This window comes from Streptomyces sp. NPDC055140 (genome assembly GCF_053607285.1).
Genome location: NZ_JBSGTG010000017.1, coordinates 213,225 through 232,459, shown reverse-complemented (window position 1 = coordinate 232,459; position 19,235 = coordinate 213,225). Strand labels below are relative to the sequence as shown.

21 protein-coding genes and 1 pseudogene are annotated in these 19,235 nt (G+C 71.7%); 12 read left to right on the top strand and 10 right to left on the bottom strand.

Annotated features, from left to right (window positions below; genetic code table 11):
* From ACWFR4_RS29545 to ACWFR4_RS29525, 5 genes and pseudogenes are all read right to left on the bottom strand, one after another.
* Positions 1 to 168, bottom strand: a pseudogene (locus tag ACWFR4_RS29545) (vitamin K epoxide reductase family protein); the annotation flags it as partial.
* Positions 169 to 221: 53 nt separating this feature from the next.
* Positions 222 to 722 carry a DUF5949 family protein gene (locus ACWFR4_RS29540; protein WP_453466970.1) on the bottom strand — a complete coding sequence of 167 codons (501 nt, stop codon included), beginning with the start codon at positions 720 to 722 and terminating at the stop codon, positions 222 to 224.
* A gap of 365 nt (positions 723 to 1,087) precedes the next feature.
* Positions 1,088 to 1,372: a hypothetical protein gene (locus tag ACWFR4_RS29535; RefSeq protein ID WP_453466976.1), complete on the bottom strand. Its 285-nt coding sequence runs from the start codon at positions 1,370 to 1,372 to the stop codon at positions 1,088 to 1,090.
* A gap of 268 nt (positions 1,373 to 1,640) precedes the next feature.
* Positions 1,641 to 2,333, bottom strand: coding sequence for a hypothetical protein (locus ACWFR4_RS29530; protein ID WP_453655376.1), 693 nt, complete (start codon positions 2,331 to 2,333; stop codon positions 1,641 to 1,643).
* 233 nt (positions 2,334 to 2,566) lie between these two features.
* The gene (locus tag ACWFR4_RS29525; RefSeq protein WP_453466966.1) at positions 2,567 to 2,803 is read right to left on the bottom strand and encodes a chaplin; all 237 of its coding nucleotides are present in this window, start codon (positions 2,801 to 2,803) and stop codon (positions 2,567 to 2,569) included.
* Positions 2,804 to 3,100: 297 nt separating this feature from the next.
* On the opposite strand from ACWFR4_RS29525, the gene ACWFR4_RS29520 reads away from it, so the two are divergent.
* The 9 genes from ACWFR4_RS29520 to ACWFR4_RS29480 all read left to right on the top strand — a co-directional run bounded on the left by ACWFR4_RS29520 (position 3,101) and on the right by ACWFR4_RS29480 (position 13,091).
* Entirely contained in the window at positions 3,101 to 3,682 is a 582-nt protein-coding gene (locus ACWFR4_RS29520) for a hypothetical protein (protein ID WP_453655375.1), read from the top strand.
* 35 nt (positions 3,683 to 3,717) lie between these two features.
* Positions 3,718 to 4,851, top strand: coding sequence for a glycosyltransferase family 4 protein (locus ACWFR4_RS29515; protein WP_453466962.1), 1,134 nt, complete (start codon positions 3,718 to 3,720; stop codon positions 4,849 to 4,851).
* Positions 4,848 to 6,320 (top strand): exopolysaccharide biosynthesis polyprenyl glycosylphosphotransferase, encoded by a 1,473-nt coding sequence (locus ACWFR4_RS29510; protein ID WP_453655374.1) that lies wholly within the window; start codon positions 4,848 to 4,850, stop codon positions 6,318 to 6,320. Before ACWFR4_RS29515 ends, ACWFR4_RS29510 begins: the two co-directional genes overlap by 4 nt.
* A gap of 4 nt (positions 6,321 to 6,324) precedes the next feature.
* Positions 6,325 to 7,704, top strand: coding sequence for an O-antigen ligase family protein (locus tag ACWFR4_RS29505; RefSeq protein ID WP_453655373.1), 1,380 nt, complete (start codon positions 6,325 to 6,327; stop codon positions 7,702 to 7,704).
* A complete protein-coding gene (gene murJ / locus ACWFR4_RS29500) occupies positions 7,701 to 9,362 on the top strand; it encodes a murein biosynthesis integral membrane protein MurJ (protein ID WP_453655372.1) in 1,662 nt (553 codons plus the stop codon). Before ACWFR4_RS29505 ends, murJ begins: the two co-directional genes overlap by 4 nt.
* A 97-nt stretch (positions 9,363 to 9,459) precedes the next feature.
* Positions 9,460 to 10,161 carry a polysaccharide deacetylase family protein gene (locus ACWFR4_RS29495; RefSeq protein ID WP_453466972.1) on the top strand — a complete coding sequence of 234 codons (702 nt, stop codon included), beginning with the start codon at positions 9,460 to 9,462 and terminating at the stop codon, positions 10,159 to 10,161.
* Positions 10,158 to 11,300: a glycosyltransferase gene (locus ACWFR4_RS29490; RefSeq protein ID WP_453655371.1), complete on the top strand. Its 1,143-nt coding sequence runs from the start codon at positions 10,158 to 10,160 to the stop codon at positions 11,298 to 11,300. Before ACWFR4_RS29495 ends, ACWFR4_RS29490 begins: the two co-directional genes overlap by 4 nt.
* A 7-nt stretch (positions 11,301 to 11,307) precedes the next feature.
* Positions 11,308 to 11,970 (top strand): lipopolysaccharide biosynthesis protein, encoded by a 663-nt coding sequence (locus ACWFR4_RS29485; protein WP_453466954.1) that lies wholly within the window; start codon positions 11,308 to 11,310, stop codon positions 11,968 to 11,970.
* Positions 11,970 to 13,091, top strand: coding sequence for a GNAT family N-acetyltransferase (locus ACWFR4_RS29480; RefSeq protein ID WP_453655370.1), 1,122 nt, complete (start codon positions 11,970 to 11,972; stop codon positions 13,089 to 13,091). The genes ACWFR4_RS29485 and ACWFR4_RS29480 overlap by 1 nt, the downstream gene beginning before the upstream one ends.
* 34 nt (positions 13,092 to 13,125) lie before the next feature.
* Here ACWFR4_RS29480 and ACWFR4_RS29475 read toward each other — a convergent pair whose 3' ends face one another.
* Positions 13,126 to 14,466 (bottom strand): glycoside hydrolase family 26 protein, encoded by a 1,341-nt coding sequence (locus tag ACWFR4_RS29475; protein WP_453655369.1) that lies wholly within the window; start codon positions 14,464 to 14,466, stop codon positions 13,126 to 13,128.
* A gap of 139 nt (positions 14,467 to 14,605) precedes the next feature.
* Between ACWFR4_RS29475 and ACWFR4_RS29470 the strand changes: the two genes are divergently transcribed.
* Positions 14,606 to 14,977, top strand: a complete 372-nt coding sequence (locus tag ACWFR4_RS29470) for a hypothetical protein (protein ID WP_453655368.1) — start codon at positions 14,606 to 14,608, stop codon at positions 14,975 to 14,977.
* A gap of 253 nt (positions 14,978 to 15,230) precedes the next feature.
* Here ACWFR4_RS29470 and ACWFR4_RS29465 read toward each other — a convergent pair whose 3' ends face one another.
* The 3 genes from ACWFR4_RS29465 to ACWFR4_RS29455 form a co-directional block, all read right to left on the bottom strand.
* The gene (locus tag ACWFR4_RS29465) at positions 15,231 to 16,043 is read right to left on the bottom strand and encodes a chaplin (protein WP_453655367.1); all 813 of its coding nucleotides are present in this window, start codon (positions 16,041 to 16,043) and stop codon (positions 15,231 to 15,233) included.
* A 96-nt stretch (positions 16,044 to 16,139) separates the two neighbouring features.
* Complete coding sequence (locus ACWFR4_RS29460) at positions 16,140 to 16,322, bottom strand: chaplin (protein WP_453468612.1); 183 nt, start codon at positions 16,320 to 16,322, stop codon at positions 16,140 to 16,142.
* A gap of 226 nt (positions 16,323 to 16,548) precedes the next feature.
* Positions 16,549 to 16,962: a rodlin gene (locus ACWFR4_RS29455; RefSeq protein WP_453468605.1), complete on the bottom strand. Its 414-nt coding sequence runs from the start codon at positions 16,960 to 16,962 to the stop codon at positions 16,549 to 16,551.
* A gap of 235 nt (positions 16,963 to 17,197) precedes the next feature.
* Between ACWFR4_RS29455 and ACWFR4_RS29450 the strand changes: the two genes are divergently transcribed.
* On the top strand, positions 17,198 to 17,608 hold the full coding sequence (locus tag ACWFR4_RS29450) for a rodlin (protein WP_453468606.1): 411 nt from the start codon (positions 17,198 to 17,200) through the stop codon (positions 17,606 to 17,608).
* A gap of 9 nt (positions 17,609 to 17,617) precedes the next feature.
* On the opposite strand, the gene ACWFR4_RS29445 is transcribed toward ACWFR4_RS29450, so the two are convergent.
* Positions 17,618 to 17,857 carry a hypothetical protein gene (locus ACWFR4_RS29445; RefSeq protein WP_453468607.1) on the bottom strand — a complete coding sequence of 80 codons (240 nt, stop codon included), beginning with the start codon at positions 17,855 to 17,857 and terminating at the stop codon, positions 17,618 to 17,620.
* A gap of 376 nt (positions 17,858 to 18,233) precedes the next feature.
* On the opposite strand from ACWFR4_RS29445, the gene ACWFR4_RS29440 reads away from it, so the two are divergent.
* The gene (locus ACWFR4_RS29440; protein WP_453655366.1) at positions 18,234 to 19,133 is read left to right on the top strand and encodes an LCP family protein; all 900 of its coding nucleotides are present in this window, start codon (positions 18,234 to 18,236) and stop codon (positions 19,131 to 19,133) included.
* Positions 19,134 to 19,235 lie beyond the last annotated feature (102 nt).

Genomic DNA, 19,235 nt, shown 5'->3' with positions numbered 1-19,235 from the left:
CTCGAGCAGCTTGAACTTGTCGATCGTGATGACCCACGCCGCGAGCAGCCCCGCCGCACCGGTGATCACCAGAAGCAGCGCGAAACCCAGGGAACGGGACTCCAGGGCGGCACGCGACGACTCAATCGAGCTGTCACCCTGCCGAGTTGGGTCGGACTGCCGCGGCATCCGGGCCGAGTGGCCCTCGGTGTTCGTGGGTCCCATGGGCCACTTCCTTCTGGTCAGACGCGCAGCTTGCGTACGGGGAGCAGGCAGTGGGCCGCGCCGGTCAGCGTCGCCTCGTCGCCCGCGAACGAGGCGAGATCCTCCTCGGCGACCGGGCTGCCGGGCACCGCCGAGGTCCAGGGGCGCGTGGTGAACACGAAGTACGCGTAACCGCGTTCGGCCGCGGCGGCCAGCCACTCGGGGGGCGCGACGCACTGGGCGTTGAGATACGGCATGTTGACGACGGCCTGGCCGGCCTCGACGAGCAGCGAGACGGGGAAGCCGGGCTTGCCCGTGGCGTCCACGACCTTGCCGACCGGCAGGCCGTTGTTCTCCAGCAGGGCCCGTACCGCCTCGGTCGACGCCTCCTGCCCGCCCGCGCCGTCCCCCAGGGAGTAGGCCAGCAGGAAGGGCATGTCCCCTGCCTCGTCCGGGTGTTCACCGCTCCACGCGATGACGGCGAGGGTGCCCAGATCGATGGCGCGGAAGGCGCGGTTCTCAGTCGGCGTTGAAGTCACCACGGCAGCGTAGTCACGCTCGATGGGCGCCCCGGCGACCTTTCACCCGCTTGGGGGAACGGCCCCCACTCGAACGAGAATTGGGGCTGCGCCGGACATGCCCAGAGACCGGTCCGGGGCAGCTCGGTGCGGTGGGACCAGCCTCTTGTCGGCCTGTGTGCCGCTTCGCGCGAAGAGTGCGCGAAAGGGTGCGTCAGCCGTTGTGGCCGCTGTTGCCGAAGACCGGGTTGAGGCCGGCGATGCCGTTGACGGTGTTCCCGACGACGTTCTTGGCAGTGTTCATCACTGAGACCTTCCCGATAGGGGTTTTTGCGGCTATGAAGCTGGTTGTGCGGCGGGTTGCAGGAACGGGCCCGCGCAGCCCGCTACTTGCCGAGGGGAAGGCCGCCGAGAAGTCCGGCCGGGGCGCCCGCGCCGGCGTCGTTCACGTTGTCCGCCGTGTTCTGCACCGTGTTGAGGACCGAGCCGCTCCGCTCCGTGTCGAGCATGTTGGTGTGCAGCGGCTGGGCGTCGAGCACCGATTGGCGGCTCAGGGTGTCGATCGCGCCGTTGAGGCTCGTCGGCGTGAGGTCGGAGGCGAACGCGGGTGCGGCCGCACCGGCGATGACCATGGATCCGGCGACGACGACGGCGGCCTTCAGGGGCTTCATCATGTTCCTTCCTTGGGGTGACGATTTGTCACCAGCGACGGAATATCCAACGAGTGTCCCCGGCAACGGAAACTCTGAGGTCAGGGGATTTGCCGAACCCACTCGAATGAAGGGCCGTGGAGTTCTCATATGAGATTTAGGAAGAGGTGAATGGTCGGCGCGGGGCGCCCGATCAGGCACGGCCGGGACGTGAAAAGCCCGCCGAGCCGGTACGGGACCGGCGCGGCGGGTGGGTGTGGGTGCCCGCTTCGCTACGGGCGCGCCCCCGTCAGTTGGACAGGGCGGGAGTCTGGGGGAGCACCGGCGTCTTCGGGAGCGTGGAGGTGGACGGCAGGGATGCCGTGGACGGGAGCGGGAGTCCGGTCGACGGAAGTGTGGGGAGCTTGGGCAGGCCGGGCAGCGTCGGCGCGGGCAGCCCGGCGCCGAGCAGGGTGGCCGCGAGCAGGTTCACCAGGCCGGTGACGACGTTCGTGGCCGCGGTGGCGACGCCCGCGACGTCACCCGCGGTCGACGCCTTGAGCAGCGCGTCGACGGCGGTCTGGAGCGCGGTCAGGGCGTCGCCCTTCACGTCCTTCCGGGCCGCCTTGGCGTCGTCGGGGGTGGCCGACTTCGGTGTTGCGGGGGTTGCGGGGGTTGCGGGGACGGTGGCCTTGGCGGCGTCGATGGCCGCCTTGATCGCGTCCGCGTGCTTCTGTGCCGCCTCGGCGGACAGCTTTCCGTCGTCGGCCTTGAGGACCTCGGTGAGCAGGTCCGTGACCGGTGTCACGACGGAACTCATACTGCCGAGCGCGCCTACCTGGCCCAGCAGCGCATCCGCTCCGGGAACCGGTGCGCGCAGTGCCTCGACGCCGCTGGAGCTTCCCGGGTCGCTTTCGGTGGCTATCGCGGGAGCGGCGGTGCCGAGGAGGATCGTCGCGCAAAGAGCGGTGGTAGCAATGCGCCGTACGGGCTGATGGGGCATGTGTGTTCCCTTTCGGTGGTGTCTGTCTGATCTTGTGACCACCGTGGGATGACTGATCGCACTACGCAACCGAACGGCGACACGCCCTGCGCGATCACCTTCGTCTCTCGGCGTGTCGTGCCAGGTGGGGCGCCCGTTCGGGTGTCTGCGGGGCCCTCCCCCCATACGGCGCAACGAACGCAAGAACGGCCGCCCCGAACGGGGCGGCCGCGGAAGGGTCCGGGGGAACCGGATCAGTTGGCGCAGTGGCTGCCGAACGTCGGGTTCAGCAGGCCGATCACGCTGACCGTGTCGCCGCAGACGTTCACGGGGACGTGGACGGGGACCTGGACGGTGTTGCCCGAGACCACGCCGGGGGAGTGGGTGGCGGCACCCTGCGCGTCACTGCTGGCGGCGGCGACGCCGGCGGAGCCGGCCAGGGCGGCGGCGGCGACGGTGGAAAAGACAAAGGCCTTCGCGGTACGCGACATGGGGAAGTGCTCCTCGGTCGGTCGATACGTCTCCGGGGCAGGCGCCCGGCTCGTGGATCAACGCGCGCCACCCGTGCGGGGTTGCGGCCCCGATCGAGTGACTGCACGGCGGAGACTTCACCTCTTTCACCATTCCGACACACATGTCGGGTTTCACAGATAAATACTCATCTGTCGCTACAGTGACTCACCTCCCAGCCCGGCGAGGCGGGGCGCAGAAGTGCTTCCCGTCCGATGTGACTTTCGCATCCTCATTCCGTGATTCAGAAGCTCTTTGTCCTTGAAAGGGAATCGGTCATGCGTCATCACCGGGGCTCGCTCCTGCGCCGTACGGCGGTGGGCGTCTTTTCTCTTGCCGCGCATTCCGCGACGTGTGGCGCCGCGGCCGCGGCGCCCGCGCGGGAGGCGGAAAGCATCGATTCCACCCAGCGCTACCGGGCGCTTCAGCACGGCGGAGTGGTCCGGGCGGCCAACGCGGCGATCAGCTGCCGTCCTGCGGCCGCAGCGGCCAAGGTGTCGTGCCCCGTGGCCCGTTCGGGTGGGGCGAACGGGCGCGTCGGCATGGTCGCGTACAACGGCGTCCGGGGCGTCAAGGGTGACGCGCCGAGTGTCTCCCCGGGGCGCCGGGCCCGGCTCGTCACGCTCGGGAACGCGGCCGACCCGGCCGACGACGTGCTCAATTCGAACATCAGTGAACCGGGACGCGCGCAGCCGCGAAGGGTCCCCGCGTACGCCAACACCCTCGGCTACGACTCGGACGTCTTCGCGCTCGGCCGGAACATCAGGAAGCGGGGGTCGGGGCTCGATCTCCGGATGACATCGTGGCGGGACACGGCCTGGATCGGCGTGCTCTTCGCAGCGGTCGACGCCAGGCCCTAGCGCGTTTCCCTCCTCCATCACGAAGGGAAACGCGCATGCAACCGACAGCGACACCCCCTCGACCGCGTGTCCTCCATGTCACCCAGCCCGTCGACGGCGGAGTGGCCCGCGTCGTCCGTGATCTGACCGAGGCACAGCTCTCCGCGGGCATGCGGATCAGCGTGGCCTGCCCGCCCGACGGGCCTCTGGCCGGGTCGCTGCGCCGCATCGGCTGTGACGTCCTGCCGTGGCAGGCGACCCGCTCCCCCGGGCCCGGCATCGCCCGCGAAGTCCGTGGCCTGGCACGGCTCGTGGCGCAGGTGCGGCCGACCCTCGTCCACGCGCACAGCGCCAAGGCCGGACTCGCCGCCCGCCTCGCCGTGCGCGGCCGGGTCCCCACCGTGTTCCAGCCGCACGCCTGGTCCTTCGAGGCGGTCGACGGCCCCACCGCCCGGCTCGCCCTCGAGTGGGAGCGCCGGGGCGCGCGCTGGGCCTCCCGGGTCGTCTGCGTCAGCGAGGCGGAGCGCGCGACGGGCGAGCGTGCCGGGATCACCGCACGCTGGGACGTCATCCCCAACGGCGTGGACCTCACCCGCTTCGTGCCCGCCCCCGAACCGCGCGAGGCCACCGCCGATCCGCTGGTGGTCTGCGTCGGGCGCATCTGCCGCCAGAAGGGCCAGGACGTCCTGGTGCGCGCCTGGCCCCTCGTGCAGGAGAGGTTCCCGCGGGCGCGGCTCGTGCTGGTCGGGGACGGGCCGGACGCGGCGGCGCTGCGCCGGCAGGCCACCGCCTCCGTGCGGTTCGTGGGGGCCGACGACCCCGTGCCCTGGTACCGGCAGGCCGACCTCGTGGTGCTGCCGTCCCGCTGGGAGGGCATGGCGCTCGCGCCCCTGGAGGCCATGGCCTGCGGGCGGCCCGTCGTCGTCACCGACGTGGACGGCGCCCGCGAGAGCCTGCCCGCCGGCCTCGCGTCCGACTGCGTCGTACCGCCGGACGACCCCGCCGCGCTCGCCCGCACGCTGACCGGTCTGCTGCGTGACCCCCACCGGCTCGGCGCGCTCGGCGGCCTTGCCCTACGGCACGCGCGGGCGCACCACGACGTGCGGCGCACCGCCGACGCGGTCGCAGACGTGTACCGCGAACTACTGGGCGCGGAGCCCACCGAGTGCAGGGAGCCCATCAACACGTGACCGCGGAACGTACCGTTGCCTCCCCCGCGGGGCAGCCACGCGCCACTGCACCGAGCACCCTCATCGCCTCGGTCGTCCCGCCACGCGCCGAGGCGGGTGGCCGCCCGTCACCGGAGGGCAGACGCACGGCCGCGCGGCATCTCTCCTGCACGTCCCTCCTCGCGGCGGACGGTACGGCCGCCGTACTGAGCACCCTCGTGATCGCGCCGGTCCAGCGCCACCCCCTGCTCGTGATCGCGCTGGCCGCCGGTGTCGCGGCGGCGAACGCGCGCGCGGGCCTCTACCGCGGCGACGCGCCCCGTCTCCTGCTCGACGACTGGCCCGCGATCGGCGGCCGCGTCGTGGTGATCTGGTGTGTCATGGCGGCCGCCCTCGCCGGGTTCCCGAAGCTCGATCCGCTGCCCGCCGGCACGCTCGCGGCGGGCGCCGCCCTGCACGGCCTCCTCGCGGGCGCGGGCCGCGGCCTCGTCTACTGGCGGCGTCGCGAGGCCGCCGCGCGCCGTCCCTGCCCGACCCTCCTCATCGGCCCCGAGACCCTCGCCCGGCCGGTCGCCGCCGCCCTGCTGCGCCACCCGCGGTCGGGCGTGCGCCCGGTCGGCATCCTGGCGGACAAGGAGCGCGAACACCCGCCCGACCAGGACGGGCCCGACCTGCCCGTCCTCGGCACGGCCGACGAACTGCACCGCGCGATCATCCAGAACGGGGTGCGGCGGGCGCTCCTTCTGGAGGGGGCGGCGCACGACCGGGCGGCCTGGCTGGCGGTGCTCGGCGAATACGGCTGCGGCGTCTGGGAGTTCGACCCGTCGGCCGCCCCGTACCCGGCGCGCTCCGGTGACGCGACCCGGCACCTCGCGGGGTTCCGCTACCGTCCGCGGCCGCCCGCCCGCCGCCGCGGCAGCGCCGGCAAGCGCGCGCTCGACCTCGTCGTCTCCGGCACCCTTCTCGTCCTGACCAGCCCGGTCCTGCTGGTGTGCGCCGTGTGGCTGCGCCTGGCCGAGGGGCCCGGCGTCGTCTTCCGGCAGGAGCGCGTGGGGAAGGACGGGAAGCTCTTCACGCTGCTGAAGTTCCGTACGCACCGCCCGAGCGACGCGATGGAGTCCGCCACCCGGTGGAGCGTCGCGGACGAGAACCGCATGGCGTGGTTCTGCCGGTTCCTGCGGCGCACCTCCCTGGACGAGCTGCTCCAGCTGTGGAACGTGTTCCGCGGCGACATGAGCCTCGTCGGCCCGCGCCCCGAACGCCCTTACTTCGTCATGCGGTTCAGCCAGGCCCACCCCGGATACGCCGAGCGGCACCGCATGCCGACCGGCATCACCGGCCTCGCCCAGATCCACGGCCTGCGCGGCGACACCTCCATCGAGGACCGCGCCCGCTTCGACAACGCGTACATCGACAGCTGGTCGCTGTGGCAGGACATCAGCATCCTGGTTCGTACCGCGGCCGCCCTTCTACGTTCCACAGGGAGTTGACCGGGTGACTGCCTCTCCCGCGGATGCCGGACTGCGTACGGCTCCAGGCCCGACGGGTGCGCGGCCCGCTCCGGCCGCCGCGCTCGTCGCCGTCCTCGGCCGGTACGCGCCCGTGCTCCCCGTCCTCCTCATGGTCGCCGTGCTCGGCCTGCCGCTGACGCCCGGCTCGGCGGGATCCGGCGGCGGCAGCCTCTCCGACGCGGTCTCCGGCCTGGTCGTCGCCGTCTGCGTGGCCGTCTCCCTGCGCCGCGCCGAGCGCCCCCTGACACGTACCGCCGCGATCATCCTCGGGATGCCCGTCCTCGGGATCGCCGTCGCCGCAGCGGGCGCCGACTCGCCGTCGGCCGCGCTCGTCGGCATGGTCCGCTACTGCCAGATCTTCGTCCTCGTCCCCGTGTCCGTCCTGGTCCTGGTCCGCGACCGCCGCGACTTCCGGCTGCTCGCCTGGTCGTTCGTGGGGCTCGCGCTGTGGCAGGGCGGCATCGGCATCCACCAGTACCTGACCGGGACCGGCGCCTCGTACATGGGCGAGGACATCCGCGCCGTCGGCACCTTCGGCCCCACGGACGTCATGGGAATGGCGACGGTGGTGTCGTACGGGCTCGTGGCCGCCGTAGGCCTGGCCCTCGGCGCCCGCACCGCCGCCCAGCGCGCGCCCGCCCTGCTGTGCGCGCTCGCGCTGCTCCTGCCGCTCGCCCTGTCCTTCAGCCGGGGCGCGTGGATCGCGACCGTCGTGGCCTGCGGCGCGCAGGTGCTGCTCGCCGGGGTGCGGCGCGCCGTCCGCCTGTTCGCCGTCACCGCCGCGGCCGTCGTCGTCCTGGTGGGCGGCTTCGGCGTCGGGACGCAGATGCTCCAGGAGCGCATGAGCAGCATCACGCAGGTCACCGACGCCCCAGACCAGTCCGTCATGGACCGGTACACGATGTGGGCCGCGGCGGTCGACATGTGGAGCGAGCACCCGGCGACGGGCGTCGGCCTCAAGGGGTTCGCCGCCCAACGCGACAGCCACGCCTCGCTCGCGCTCTCCTCGGGCAGCGACACGGCGGGCGCGGGCGCCGCGTTCAAGCGCCAGCCGCTGCTGTCCCCGCACAACATGTACCTGCTGATCCTCAGCGAGCAGGGCCTGATCGGCCTGGTCGCCCTCGCGGGTGGCTGGGTCGCGCTGCTGCTGCTCGCCCTGCGCCGCCTCGGCCGCGGCGCGCGCACCCGGCCCGCCCCGGACTGCGGCCTCATCGCGTGCGGTCTGCTCGGCTGGCAGCTCGTGGACTTCGTGTACGCCGACATCGGCGGTCCGTCGACCGTCCTGACCGCCCTTGTTATCGGCCTCGTCGCCTGGTGGGGCCTGGCGCCGCAGGCGCCCCTCAAGGAGGCGGCGACGCCGTGACCATCCCCACCGCGGACGGCGACACCCGGACGGCCTTGGGCCTGCCCGCCCAGTTCCGGACCGAGCCGCCCGCCCCCGAGTCCGGAGCGTCGAACAGCCGCCTCGCGCGGGCCGCGCTGCTCACGGCCCTCCTCTCGGCCGCAGGGGCGATCCTCGGTCTCGGCCGTGACCAGTCCCTCGCGCACCTCTTCGGCGCGGGCAGCGAGACCGACGCGTTCCTGGTCGCCTGGACGGTCCCGGAGTTCGCCTCCACGCTCCTCATCGAGGACGGCCTGGCGTTCGTGCTCGTGCCCGCGTTCAGCGCGGCCGTCGCCCGCCGCGCGCAGGCCAGAGGAACCGATCCCGTACGGTCCCTCCTCTCGTCGTCACTGCCCCGCTTCGGCCTCGCGTTCCTGGCCGCGGCCGTGCTGCTCATCGCCGGCGCCCCCTTCGTCGTGCACGTCCTGGCGCCCGGCCTGCCGGACCCCCGACTGGCCGTCGACTGCACACGGTTGACCGCCACCTGCGCCCTCACGTTCGGCCTGACCGGATACTGCAGCGCGGCGCTGCGGGCCCACGGCTGCTATCTGTCACCCGCCGCGATCTACGTCGCGTACAACATCGGCATCATCGCCACGATGCTCGTATGCGGGACGCGCTTCGGTGTGCGGTCCGCCGCGATGGGTGTGGCCGTCGGCGGCTGTCTGATGGTGGCGATCCAACTGCCCGCGTTCCACCGGAGGTTGATCTCCGCGAAGGCCGCCGAGAGGCTCGCGGGTGAGGCCGGGGACGAGGCCGCGGCCCAGGGGCGGGCCGTGCACCTCGGGCTCATCGCCGCCGTCCTGACGTTCGCTCTGTGCAAGCAGTCGCAGGTGTTCATCGAGCGCTTCCTCGCCTCGTCGCTCGCCGAGGGCTCCATCTCGCACCTGAACTACGCGCAGAAGGTGTCCCAGTTGCCGATGGTGCTCTCCCTGATGCTGTGCACCGTCACGTTCCCGGTCGTGGCGCAGGCGGTCGCGCGCGGCGACATCGCGGCGGCCCGCGCCCGCGTCGAGCGTGACCTCGGCCTCGCCGCCTGCGTGGTCCTCCTCGGCGCCGCCGCGATCTTCGCCTGCGCCCCGCAGATCATCCATGTCCTGTTCCAGCGCGGCGCGTTCACCGCCGACGACACCGCCGCCACGGCGTCCGTCATGCGCGTCTACGCACTCGGCCTCCTCGGCCACTCCATGGTGGGCGCCCTGGTCCGTTCCTACTTCTCGGCGGGCCGCCCCACCTGGTACCCGGTGGGCGCGATGGCCGTGGGCATGGGCGCCACCGCCGGCGTGGGCTCCTGGGCGGTCGACCTGTGGGGCGTTCGGGGCATCGCCGGCGCCAACGCGTTCGGCATCACTCTCACCGCCGTACTCCTCCTCGCCGCGATGGACCGGCGCAGCGTCCCGGTCGACGTCTCCAGGGTCCTGGCCGAGATGGGCAAGCCGCTGCTCGCCGCCGCGGGCGCGACCGTGGCGGGGCTGATGGCCGCCGCCTCCTTCACGTCGCCGCTCGCGGCGGCCGCCGCCGGGTGTCTCGCCGTGACGGCCGTGTTCGTCGTCCTCCTGTGGGCGCTGAGGGCCGAGTCCCTCGCGCCCCTCGTTCCCGTTGTCCGCTCCGCGACCAGGAGGCTCCGGCATGCCCGTTGACACAGGACGCACCGGGACAGGAGGCGTTCCGCGCTCCCGGCCGCGGCTCCCGGACCGCGCCCGCCGGCTGCTCCCGGACGCGCCGATGTGGGTCGCCATGTACCACTCCGTGGACGACTGCCGCGACGACCCGTACCGCATCACCGTCTCCCCCGAGCGCCTCCAGGAACAGCTCCGCCGGCTGCGCAGGCGCGGGCTGCGCGGGGTGGGCATGGCGGCGCTCCTGGAGGCCCGCGCGCTCGGCACGGACCGCGGCCTGGTGGGGCTCACTTTCGACGACGGCTACTGCGACTTCGTCGACAACGCCCTGCCGCTGCTGCGGCACTACGGCTGTGGCGCCACCCTGTTCGTCCTGCCCGGACGCCTCGACGGCGTCAACGAGTGGGACCCGCTGGGCCCGCGCAAGCCGCTCCTGTCGGAACGCGGCATCCGGTCCGCCGCGTCCGCGGGCATCGAGATCGGCTCGCACGGCCTGACGCACGTCGACCTCACCCATGTCGACGACCGCGTCCTGCGCGCGGAGACCGAGGACAGCCGAAGACGCCTGGAGGAACTCACCGGACGCGAGGTCCCCGGCTTCTGCTACCCCTACGGCACCGTCGACCGCCGTGTCGCGGACGCCGTCCGTCATGCCGGATACCGCTACGCCTGTGCCATCTCGCCGGGCGGCCTCACCGGCGAATTCGCCCTGCCGCGCGTCCACGTCGGCCAGGAGGACGCGGCCTGGCGCCTCGAACTGAAGCTGCGCCTGCACCGCCTGCGCCGCCGCCCGTCCACCGCGCCGGAGGCCCGTCCGTGAGGACCCTGCACGTCATCACGGGCCTCGGCACCGGGGGAGCCGAACAGCAGCTGCGGCTCCTGCTGCGCCATCTGCCCGTCCACAGCGACGTGGTGACCCTGACCGACCCGGGCACGGTCGCCCGCGGCCTGACCGCCGACGGCGTCCGCGTCGTGCACCTCGGCATGACCGGGAACCGCGACCTGGGCGCGCTGCCCAGGCTCACCAGGTTCGTACGCGACGGACGCTACGACCTCGTGCACACGCACCTGTACCGCGCCTGCGTCTACGGCCGGTTCGCCGCGCGCCTCGCCGGGGTCCGCGCCGTGGTCGCCACCGAGCACTCGCTGGGCAAGAGCCGGATGGAGGGGCGCCCGCTGTCCGCCGGTGTCCGCGCGCTCTATCTGGCGGGCGAGCGGGTGGGCCGGGCCACCCTGGCGGTCTCCCCGTCGGTGGCCGAGCGCCTCGCGCGGTGGGGGGTGCCCCGGCACCGTATCCACGTCGTGCCCAACGGCATCGACGTGGAGCGCTTCGCCCACGACCCGGCGCTGCGCGACGCCACCCGCCACGTGTTCGGCCTGCACCGGGACGACTTCGTCATCGGGGGAGTCGGCCGCCTCGTCCCCGGCAAGCGCTTCGACGTCCTCGTGCGGGCCCTGGCCCAACTGCCGGACTACGTACGGCTGCTCCTCGTCGGGGACGGTCCCGAGGAGCAGCGGCTGCGCAGGCTCGCCCAGGAACTGGGCGTCGTGCGCCGCGTCGTGTTCGCCGGCGAGTGCCCCTACGCGTCGCCTTCGGGCCGTGTCGAAGACCCCGATCTGCCGGCCCTCATGAGTGCGATGGACCTGCTCGCCTCCCCGTCGGACGAGGAGGCGTTCGGCCTCGCCGTCGTGGAGGCACTCGCCTCGGGGCTGCCCGTTCTCTACGTCAGCTGCCCCGCGGTCGAGGACCTGCCGCCGCACCTGGAGTCCGCGGCGGTCCGCGTCCCCGGCGACCCGGAGTCGTTTGCACGACAGGCGCTGCGGATCGTGGCGGCCCGCCCCTCCGGCCGCACCCCGTCCCCGGCAGCCCACCACTACAGCATCGCCCGATCCGCCGAACAGCACCTGCGGGTGTACGGGGCGGCTCTGGGCGGTTCGGATCCGAGAGTTCGAGAGTGAGTAAGTGATGACCGATGATTCTCACCGGCGGGTCGGCCCGGCCGGTCCCCACGCGCAGACGCCCGCCCGCGTGAAGCGCCTCCCCTTGTGGTCGCTGATCGCGGCCGGGGTCCTCCTGGGCGGTGTCGCGGGCGGCGCGTACGGCGTCCTGAAGACGCCGCAGTACTCCGCCACGAGCTATGTGATCGCGGTGCCGGACGAGAAGTCCGACCCGTCGGCCGCGCTCGGCTTCGCCCAGGCCTACGGACGTGTCGCCACCCAGATCGCGGTGCTCGGCGACGCCCAGGCGCGGGCGGGGGTTCCCGTGAAGAAGCTCCAGAGCAGCGTGCGGGCGGAGACGTCGCCGGACGCGCCGATGGTCGCGGTGTCGGCGACGTCCGCGAAGCCACGCGAGGCCGCCGCCATGGCCAACGCGGTGGCGCGGGCGCTGACCACCGACGCCAACCTCACGCAGGCCAGCACCAAGGTGAAGCTCCTCCAGTTCTCGCGCGCGATGAAGCCCACCTCGCCGTCCTCGGCGTCCCCACGGGTGACCGCGCTCGTGGGCGCCAGCGCGGGCGGCCTCCTCGGCGGGCTCGTGATGCTGGTCCGGCCCCGGCGTGAGCGGACGGAGACGAACGCGACCGTCCCCGGGCCCGCCGCGGCCGCGGATCTGCACGGGAGAGTCTGATGCGGCCCGGGGGCGGGGGCCTGTCGGTCGAGGTGTGCACCGACAGCGTCCGGTTCGGCGAGCTGGGCCAGGAGTGGGAGGCGCTGTACCGCAGTTCACGCACCGCCACCCCGTTCCAGAGCCATGCCTGGCTGCACTCTTGGTGGCTCTCGTACGGGTCAGGGCGCGGCCTGTGCGTGGTCCTGGTCCGTGACGGCGGGCGGCTCGTCGCCGTGGCGCCGCTGATGCGGCGGTGGCGGCCCCTGCCGGTCCTGGTGCCGCTCGGCGGGAGCATCTCCGACTTCTGCGACGTCCTCGTCGACGATGGCGGCGGTGGGGGAGAAGGCGCCGGGGCCCGCGTGCTGGGCGACGCGCTGTGGCGGCTCGCCCGCACCCATGTGATCGACTTCCGCGAGGCGCGCCCGGGAAGCGCCGTCGAGCGCCTCTACGAACGGTGGCCGGGGCCAAGACGCCGCCTCGACGACTCCCTCTGCCTGGAGCTGCCGCCCGTCCCGATGGACGACATCGTGGGCCGGCTGTCGGGGCCCCGCGGGCAGCGCGTCCGCGCCAAGATCCGCAAGCTGGACGCCCTCGGGATCGAGCGCCGGGTCGTCCCGCAGAACGAGATCGACGGTTCGCTGCGGCGCCTGGTCGAACTGCACCAACTCCAGTGGGAGGGCCGCAAGGTGACGACGGAACACCTCAGGCCTCGCTTCTCCGAGCACCTCACCCGCTCGGTCTCCCGCATGGCGAGGTCGGGCGACGCGGTCGTGACCGAGTTCCGCATCGACGAGACGGTCCTCGCCGCCGACCTGACCCTCCTGTCGCCGTGCCTGGTCGGCGGCTATCTGTACGGCGCCCATCCGGGCCTGCGCGAACGCAAGGTCGACATCGCCACGATGCTGCTGCGCTCGTGCAGCGAGTACGTCCAGGAGCGCGCGTCCGGCTCCCTGAGCCTGCTGCGCGGCGACGAGCCGTACAAGCGCCACTGGCGTCCCCACAGCGTCGTCAACCAGCGTTTCGTGCTGGCCCGACCCGGCACGTCGGCGGGGCTCGCCCTCGCCGTCGGCGACGTGACGGCGCGCCGCCTCGGCAAGAGAGCGGCGCACGCGTGGAAGGCCCGGGGTGGCGACACGTCGTGACGACCCCGCCGCCACCGGCCGGGACACCGGCGCGTCAGGAGTGCCGCGACCACCAGTCGAACCGCAGGCACAGCTTCCCGCCGAGCCAGTACTCCACCCAGTCGCCGAGTTCGAGCGGCGCACAGCTGGGCGGCGTCACCGGCGGCGTGACCGGCGGCGTCTCGGGTGTCGTGGGCTGCGTGGGCTGCGTGGGCTTCGGTAGCGACGCCTCCAGGCGACCGGAGAGCATCGAGCGGTACACCTGCGACGCCTGGGGGTTTTCGCCGCACTGCCAGACGCCGTGCGGGCAGTAGTCCGTGATCGTGTTGTAGAGGGGCTTGTGCCGGTCGATCCACAAGAGCATGCGCCGCATGTAATCCGGGTTGTCCCCGTTGCGGAACAGCCCCCACTCCGGGTACGAGATGGGCTTGTTGTGCGCCTTGGCGAAGTCGACGTGCTCCTGAAGCCCGTACGGCTCCGAGACCTGCTCGGAGAACGACTTGCCCTCGGGCTGGTCGTACGCGTCCATGCCGATCACGTCGACGACGTCGTTGCCCGGATAGCACTTGGTCCAGGGCACGCCGTCGAGGCCCCGGCTGGGCGTGAAGTCGAAGCGGAACTTCTGCCCCGGCACCGACCGCATCGTCGTGACGATCCGCTTCCAGTACGCCTTCCAGGCCTCTGGGTCGGGCCCGCACCGGTGCGTGTACGTCGTCCCGTTCATCTCCCAGCCGGGCACGAGCACCGTGTCCGGGACCTTCAGGTCGACGAGGCGCTGGGCGAGGCGGCGGAAGTGCTCGTCGAAGTCGCCGGCCGCGCCCTGCCGCAGGAGCGAGCGGACCTCCGCGTCACCGACGTGCTCCTCGTTGTGCTCCAGCATCGGGACGTTGAGCACGAAGAGCCGGTCGTCCCGCTCGCGCCGCCACCTCGCCCAGTCCTCCAGGAATTCGGGGGCGCCCTCGATGTTGCTCCACCGGTCGCCCGGCAGGTAGGTGTGCCCGACGCGTAGTTCGGAGCCGCCGAGCCACTTGCTGAGCTGTCCCATGCGCTGCACGCCGCTCGACCCGTAGTCGAGGTAGGCACCGAACGCGGGGAACGTCGAGGTGCCCGCCTGAGTATCCGTGACGCCGCCTGTGGGGGCGGGCGCCGGAGTGGGTGACGTGGTGGGTGCGGGCGTGTCGACCGGTGCCGGTGCGGGGGTCTCGGCGGGTGCGGCCGACGGCTGTGCCACCCCGGGGACGGGGGAGGCGGATTCGGCCGGTGGCGTGTTGCCGGGCGCGGCGGCCCCGGCCGTTCCGGCGGAGACCGAACCGGACGCGATCACCGCTGACGCGAATATCCCGGCCGTCATCAAGGAGATGCGCCGGCTCGTGGCCCTTCGGCGTTGTGGGGACATGCCTACTCCTCGTGCCGCACTTCCTTCACTGCTGACACTCAGTCACACGAATGGGTAATGCGCCAACCCGGGACCCGCCCGCACGCCTCTTTCGCCCGTTCGGGCTATCACCAGGAATCTCCCCGCGCTCTCGACAACAGTGTCCTCACTCGGCCGCACGGGAGCGGACTTCCATGTGGTGGCCGCCTCGCAGGGAAGTTCCGTACGGCCGTCCAGATTTGTGAGCGGGGAGCATCCGCTGCCGGGCAGGGACATCTCCCTGGAGGAGATCCGCGCCACGCTGCGCCGGGTCTCGGCGAGCGTCGCGGGACCCGCCGTCCTCATCCCCATGGACGAGGCGGGAACCATTGCGGCGAGCCGGCTGCGGAAGGACCTCCTCACCCGTCACCTCCTGCCGGACCAGCCCGACGGCCTCACCGAACGTGTCACCGACAAGACGCCACGCTGCCGGGCAGCAGGTCGGCGCACGACCCGCCGGCGACGGCCGACCGCTGAACGGTCGGACAGGTGACCGGGACCGCCGTGGGTGCGTGCGCGCCCGTGGCGTCCTTTGGAGTGACGGTGCGGGCGAACGGGTGAATCGGTTCCGCAGCGGGGGCCGCGCGGTGGTGGACTGGTCCGGTTGTGAGATGGGCCCGGCTGCCTCCCCCATCAGCCGCCGGCGATTACGCCGTGGGTTGGCAGCAAGCGCTTGAACGGCCCTCTCCGCCGGCCGGGAAGAGCACGAACGTCGGCTCTTCCCGGCCTGGCGTACGGCGATCGCGTCACCGGGCGGCGGTACGTCCCCGCCGGTAGAGGATCCCGCCACCGATCAGCAGACCCGCACTCGCCGCCGCGGCGGCCAGCAGGTTCTCGTCCGCCCCGGTCTGCGCCAACTGCGCGCGCCCTCCCGCGAGATGGGTGTGCTGCACGGGGACCCTCGCGTGCGGGGGAGCCAGTCTCTGCACCGCCGGCGGCTGGACCGTGGCCGGCGGCTGGACCGTGGCCGGGGGCTGGACCGTGGCCGGGGGCTCGACGGTACGGACGGTGGGCGGCGGCACCTCGGAGATCTCCTCTGGGGTGGCCACTCCGGAGGAACAGTGGTTGCCCGTGGCCGGGTTGGCCGCACCGACCACGTTCCCGGAGTTCCCGCACACGTTGACGGGGGCGTCCACCGGAGCCTGTACGGAGTTGCCCGACAGGATGCCCGGCGACTGCTGTGCGTCACTCCCTGCGTGGGCACCGCCCCCGGACATGTCGTCACCGCCGCCGTATCCGTCGTCCCCGGTTCCGTGGGCAGCGCCGTGGGCGGCCTGGTCGGAGCCGCCGCCGCGAGTGGACCAGGGGTGCGAACCCTCGTCGTTCTCACACGAGTTGCCGAACGTCGGATTGAGTGCGGCGACGACGTCGACCGTGTTGCCGCACGCGTTCACCGGGACGTCCAGGGGGGCCTGGATCGTGTTGCCCGACAGAATGCCGGGGGAGCCCGCCGCCTGCCCGTCTGCGCCCGACGCGGCGAACGCACTGGAGCCCGGCAGGGACAGAATGCTCGTCGCGGCCGCAGCCGCGACCATTCCCAAGTTCAGGGCCTGTCGCATCAAGTTGTCTTCCTGCTCGCAGATGAAAGCCGGCCTTGGAGCGCTGGACGCGTCCAAGGCCGGCGGAGCCGCGGCCCGACGGCCGTGGCGCTGAAATCAGTCGTTGTTGGCGCAGCCGCCGCCGAGCGCCGGGTTCAGCGCGCCGATCACGTCGACGGTGTCGCCGCACAGGTTGACCGGGACGTTGACCGGGACCTGCACCACGTTGCCGGAGATGACCCCCGGCGAACCGATCGTGGCGCCCTCGGCACCGGTATCGGCGAACGCCGGAGCGGCCATGCCCAGGGCCAGCACAACGCCGGCGAGGATCGTCGCGCTCTTCTTGAGATTCACTCTCTTACCCTTCTCTCGTCGTTCATGACTGAGGTCATTACCTCGGTGTGAAAACGAGCCGTGAGGCGGAAGGGAATTGAGCCGTCCGCGTTAAAGAAGGACTCTCAAGGCAAAGAAAACCGGGCCGTCGCGCCGGAGAAGGCGGGCGGCCCGGGTTCCCGGGGCTGGTGGATCAGCCGTTCTGGTCGCCGTTCGCGGACAGGACCGGGACGTCGTCCGCGATGTGCGAGAGCGGCTCGTCGCCCTTGGCCTGCGTGGAGTTCTCCGCGCACTGCTGGTTCTGCGGTGCCGACAGGACCGGGACGTCCTGGACGGCGACCGGCACCAGCAGACCGAACAGCGGGCCCACGTTGCCCTTGACCGGCAGACCGATGCAGGGCTTGTTCAGCGAGCCCTGGACCGCGCCGAGCTGCGGGCTCTGGGCGCCGTCGGTCTTGGAGGTGCCGTACGACTGCTTGGCGCCGACGCCGCTCGTGGACGTCGTGCTGCCGTCGTCACCGAGGGCCAGTGCCTGAGGGGCGGCCGCGGCCGAGACGCCTACGACCGAAACGGCGACCGCAGCCGCTGCCATTGCCTTCTTGAGCATTTCCAGTTCCTTTTCGCACAGACGCCAGTTAACGCTGCCCGGACAACAGGGCCTCGGCCGAAATGGTTGCGGCGCTTCACTCGGTCGGGCTGCACGTGCAGAGAGCGATCGGCTGATAGTCATTTATTCGGCAATGTCCGGGCGAACCCGTCAGAGTGAAGCCGGACAACCATGTGCGTAAATCGGAGTTGGGCAGGGGGCTCCCGGGTCGGGGGCAACGAGAAGGGAATTCATCGTGATGAAGAAGGTCATGGCGGCTGCCGCAGTCGCCGCCTCGGTCGCCGGTATCTCGGCGGTCGCAGCCCCCCAGGCCATGGCGATCGACAACGACGGTGGCACCACGTCCACGAGCGGCGTCGGTGCCATGCAGTCGTACGGCAACTCCTCGACGACCGGTGCCATGAGCCCGCAGATGGCGCTCATCCAGGGCTCGCTGAACAAGCCCTGCATCGGCCTGCCGGCCAAGGCCAACGTCGGTTCGCTGATCGGCGCCGTGCCGATCGGCGTCCAGGACATCCCGGTTCTGTCGGCCCCGCAGACCCAGCAGTGCGTCGAGAACTCCACCCAGGCCAAGGGCGACGAGCCGCTCTCGCACATCCTGGAGGACATCCCGGTCCTGTCGGCCAACGGCACGAACAACGACTGACCCGCAGCGTCATTCCGTTGGGTCGTCCGCCTGTCCGGCGGCCCAACGGCCTTGGCCGTCGCGGGGCCAGATGTCCCGGGCGACGATCTCGTCCCACTCCCGGTCGGGCAGCCCGGGAAGCGTTCTCCCCCGCTGCCTCCAGTCGTCGAGCAGCGCCCCGTAAAGGGGTTCGTCGATTCGATATTCGGGCGACTCCCGGCTCTGCGGAATAAAGCCCTTGGACGGTCGGCGGTTCTTGTTCTCCGGCACGGCGCTTCGCCTTCCTCGTGGCGATCTCTGACTTCTGTTCCATCTTCTCCGGAAGTCGAAACAGTTCCCTTAAGGCGAAAGAGTTACTTCCCGACGGCACGCGAGGCGGTCACCGTTCAAGCTATTCGGCTGGCATACGGTGCCGTCAGATCTGTCCCTCTGGCGTGGAGCGAATCCGGTGACGAAACGCCCTTCACGAACCAGCCGTCGGAGAAATGTCGGCCTGAGTGCGGCAGTCCTGGGTGTACTTATCGCGACGGCGGTTTCCGTTGTGGGTAATTCCGTATCCGCGCTGCCGTACAGGATTCAGCGGGTAGATGCGTTCAGCGGCGCCGTGAACCGCCCTGCCGCGGGCCCCGGCACAAATATTCTGCTCATGGGGACGGATGGCCGGGACACCATCTCGAGCCGGGGGAAGAAGAAGTTCCACGTCGGTGGCGTCGCCTGCGACTGCACCGATTCGCTAATGCTGATCCATGTCTCGCAGCGGCGTGACCAGGTCAGCGTCGTCAGCCTCCCCAGGGACTCGTTGGCGCAGATCCCCGCGCACCGGGACCCGGGCACCGGGGAGCAGTTCCCCGCCCACCCCGCGAAGATCAACGCGGCCTTCGCGGAGGGCGGTCCCGCGCTCTCGGTCCGCACGGTGGAGGCCATGACGAAGGTCAGGGTCGACCACTGTCTGCAGATCGACTTCAGGCGGTTCATGGACAGCGTGAACGCGGTCGAGGGGGTGGACGTCTGCACTTCCAGGCGGCTGTCCGACTCGGCCACCAAGTTGGATCTCCGGCCCGGCCGGCACCGCCTCGGGGGCGGTAAGGCCTTGCAGTACGTCCGCTCGCACCATGTGGACGCAAGCGCCGACCTGGGTCGGATCCAGCGCCAGCACCGTTTCCTGATCAGCGTGATGCACAGACTCGACACCGGCCGGATCCTCACCGATCCGGGCAGGGGGATCGACCTGGCGCGGACCGTGCTCGGCTCGACGAAGGTCGACCAGGGGTTCACGCCTGAGGAGCTCATCGACCTCGGCAGCGAACTGAGCCGGCTGCCCGCCGCGCAGGCCGAGTTCACCACCGTGCCCATCGCCGGGTTCAACCCGGTCATCGAAGGCGTCGGAACGACGCTGAAGTGGGACAAGACGGCGGCGAAGAAGATGTTCGCCACGCTCAACAAGGACCGGACCCTCACCCCGCGCAACTCGACCGTGAAGCCCTCCGACCCCCCGCGCATCGGGGTCGAGACCGTGGTGCGCGGGAACACGCTGGCCTGTTCCTGACCGTAAGTGCGCTGGGCCAATCGGGTTGCACCGCGAAACCGCATCAGCCCGGCTCAGTTGATGACCATGCGGCTCCGTGACCGGAGCCCGCCGATTGAAGGG

Bases quoted from the DNA above. Each gene is read 5' to 3' on its own strand.
- ACWFR4_RS29530 (WP_453655376.1), bottom strand. From the start codon at position 2,333: ATGCCCCATCAGCCCGTACGGCGCATTGCTACCACCGCTCTTTGCGCG.
- ACWFR4_RS29485 (WP_453466954.1), top strand. From the start codon at position 11,308: ATGACCGATGATTCTCACCGGCGGGTCGGCCCGGCCGGTCCCCACGCG.
- ACWFR4_RS29455 (WP_453468605.1), bottom strand. From the start codon at position 16,962: ATGCTCAAGAAGGCAATGGCAGCGGCTGCGGTCGCCGTTTCGGTCGTA.
- ACWFR4_RS29475 (WP_453655369.1), bottom strand. From the start codon at position 14,466: ATGTCCCCACAACGCCGAAGGGCCACGAGCCGGCGCATCTCCTTGATG.
- ACWFR4_RS29465 (WP_453655367.1), bottom strand. From the start codon at position 16,043: ATGCGACAGGCCCTGAACTTGGGAATGGTCGCGGCTGCGGCCGCGACG.
- ACWFR4_RS29440 (WP_453655366.1), top strand. From the start codon at position 18,234: ATGGGGACGGATGGCCGGGACACCATCTCGAGCCGGGGGAAGAAGAAG.
- ACWFR4_RS29495 (WP_453466972.1), top strand. From the start codon at position 9,460: ATGTACCACTCCGTGGACGACTGCCGCGACGACCCGTACCGCATCACC.
- ACWFR4_RS29535 (WP_453466976.1), bottom strand. From the start codon at position 1,372: ATGAAGCCCCTGAAGGCCGCCGTCGTCGTCGCCGGATCCATGGTCATC.
- ACWFR4_RS29460 (WP_453468612.1), bottom strand. From the start codon at position 16,322: ATGGCCGCTCCGGCGTTCGCCGATACCGGTGCCGAGGGCGCCACGATC.
- ACWFR4_RS29480 (WP_453655370.1), top strand. From the start codon at position 11,970: ATGCGGCCCGGGGGCGGGGGCCTGTCGGTCGAGGTGTGCACCGACAGC.
- ACWFR4_RS29525 (WP_453466966.1), bottom strand. From the start codon at position 2,803: ATGTCGCGTACCGCGAAGGCCTTTGTCTTTTCCACCGTCGCCGCCGCC.
- ACWFR4_RS29515 (WP_453466962.1), top strand. From the start codon at position 3,718: ATGCAACCGACAGCGACACCCCCTCGACCGCGTGTCCTCCATGTCACC.
- ACWFR4_RS29520 (WP_453655375.1), top strand. From the start codon at position 3,101: ATGCGTCATCACCGGGGCTCGCTCCTGCGCCGTACGGCGGTGGGCGTC.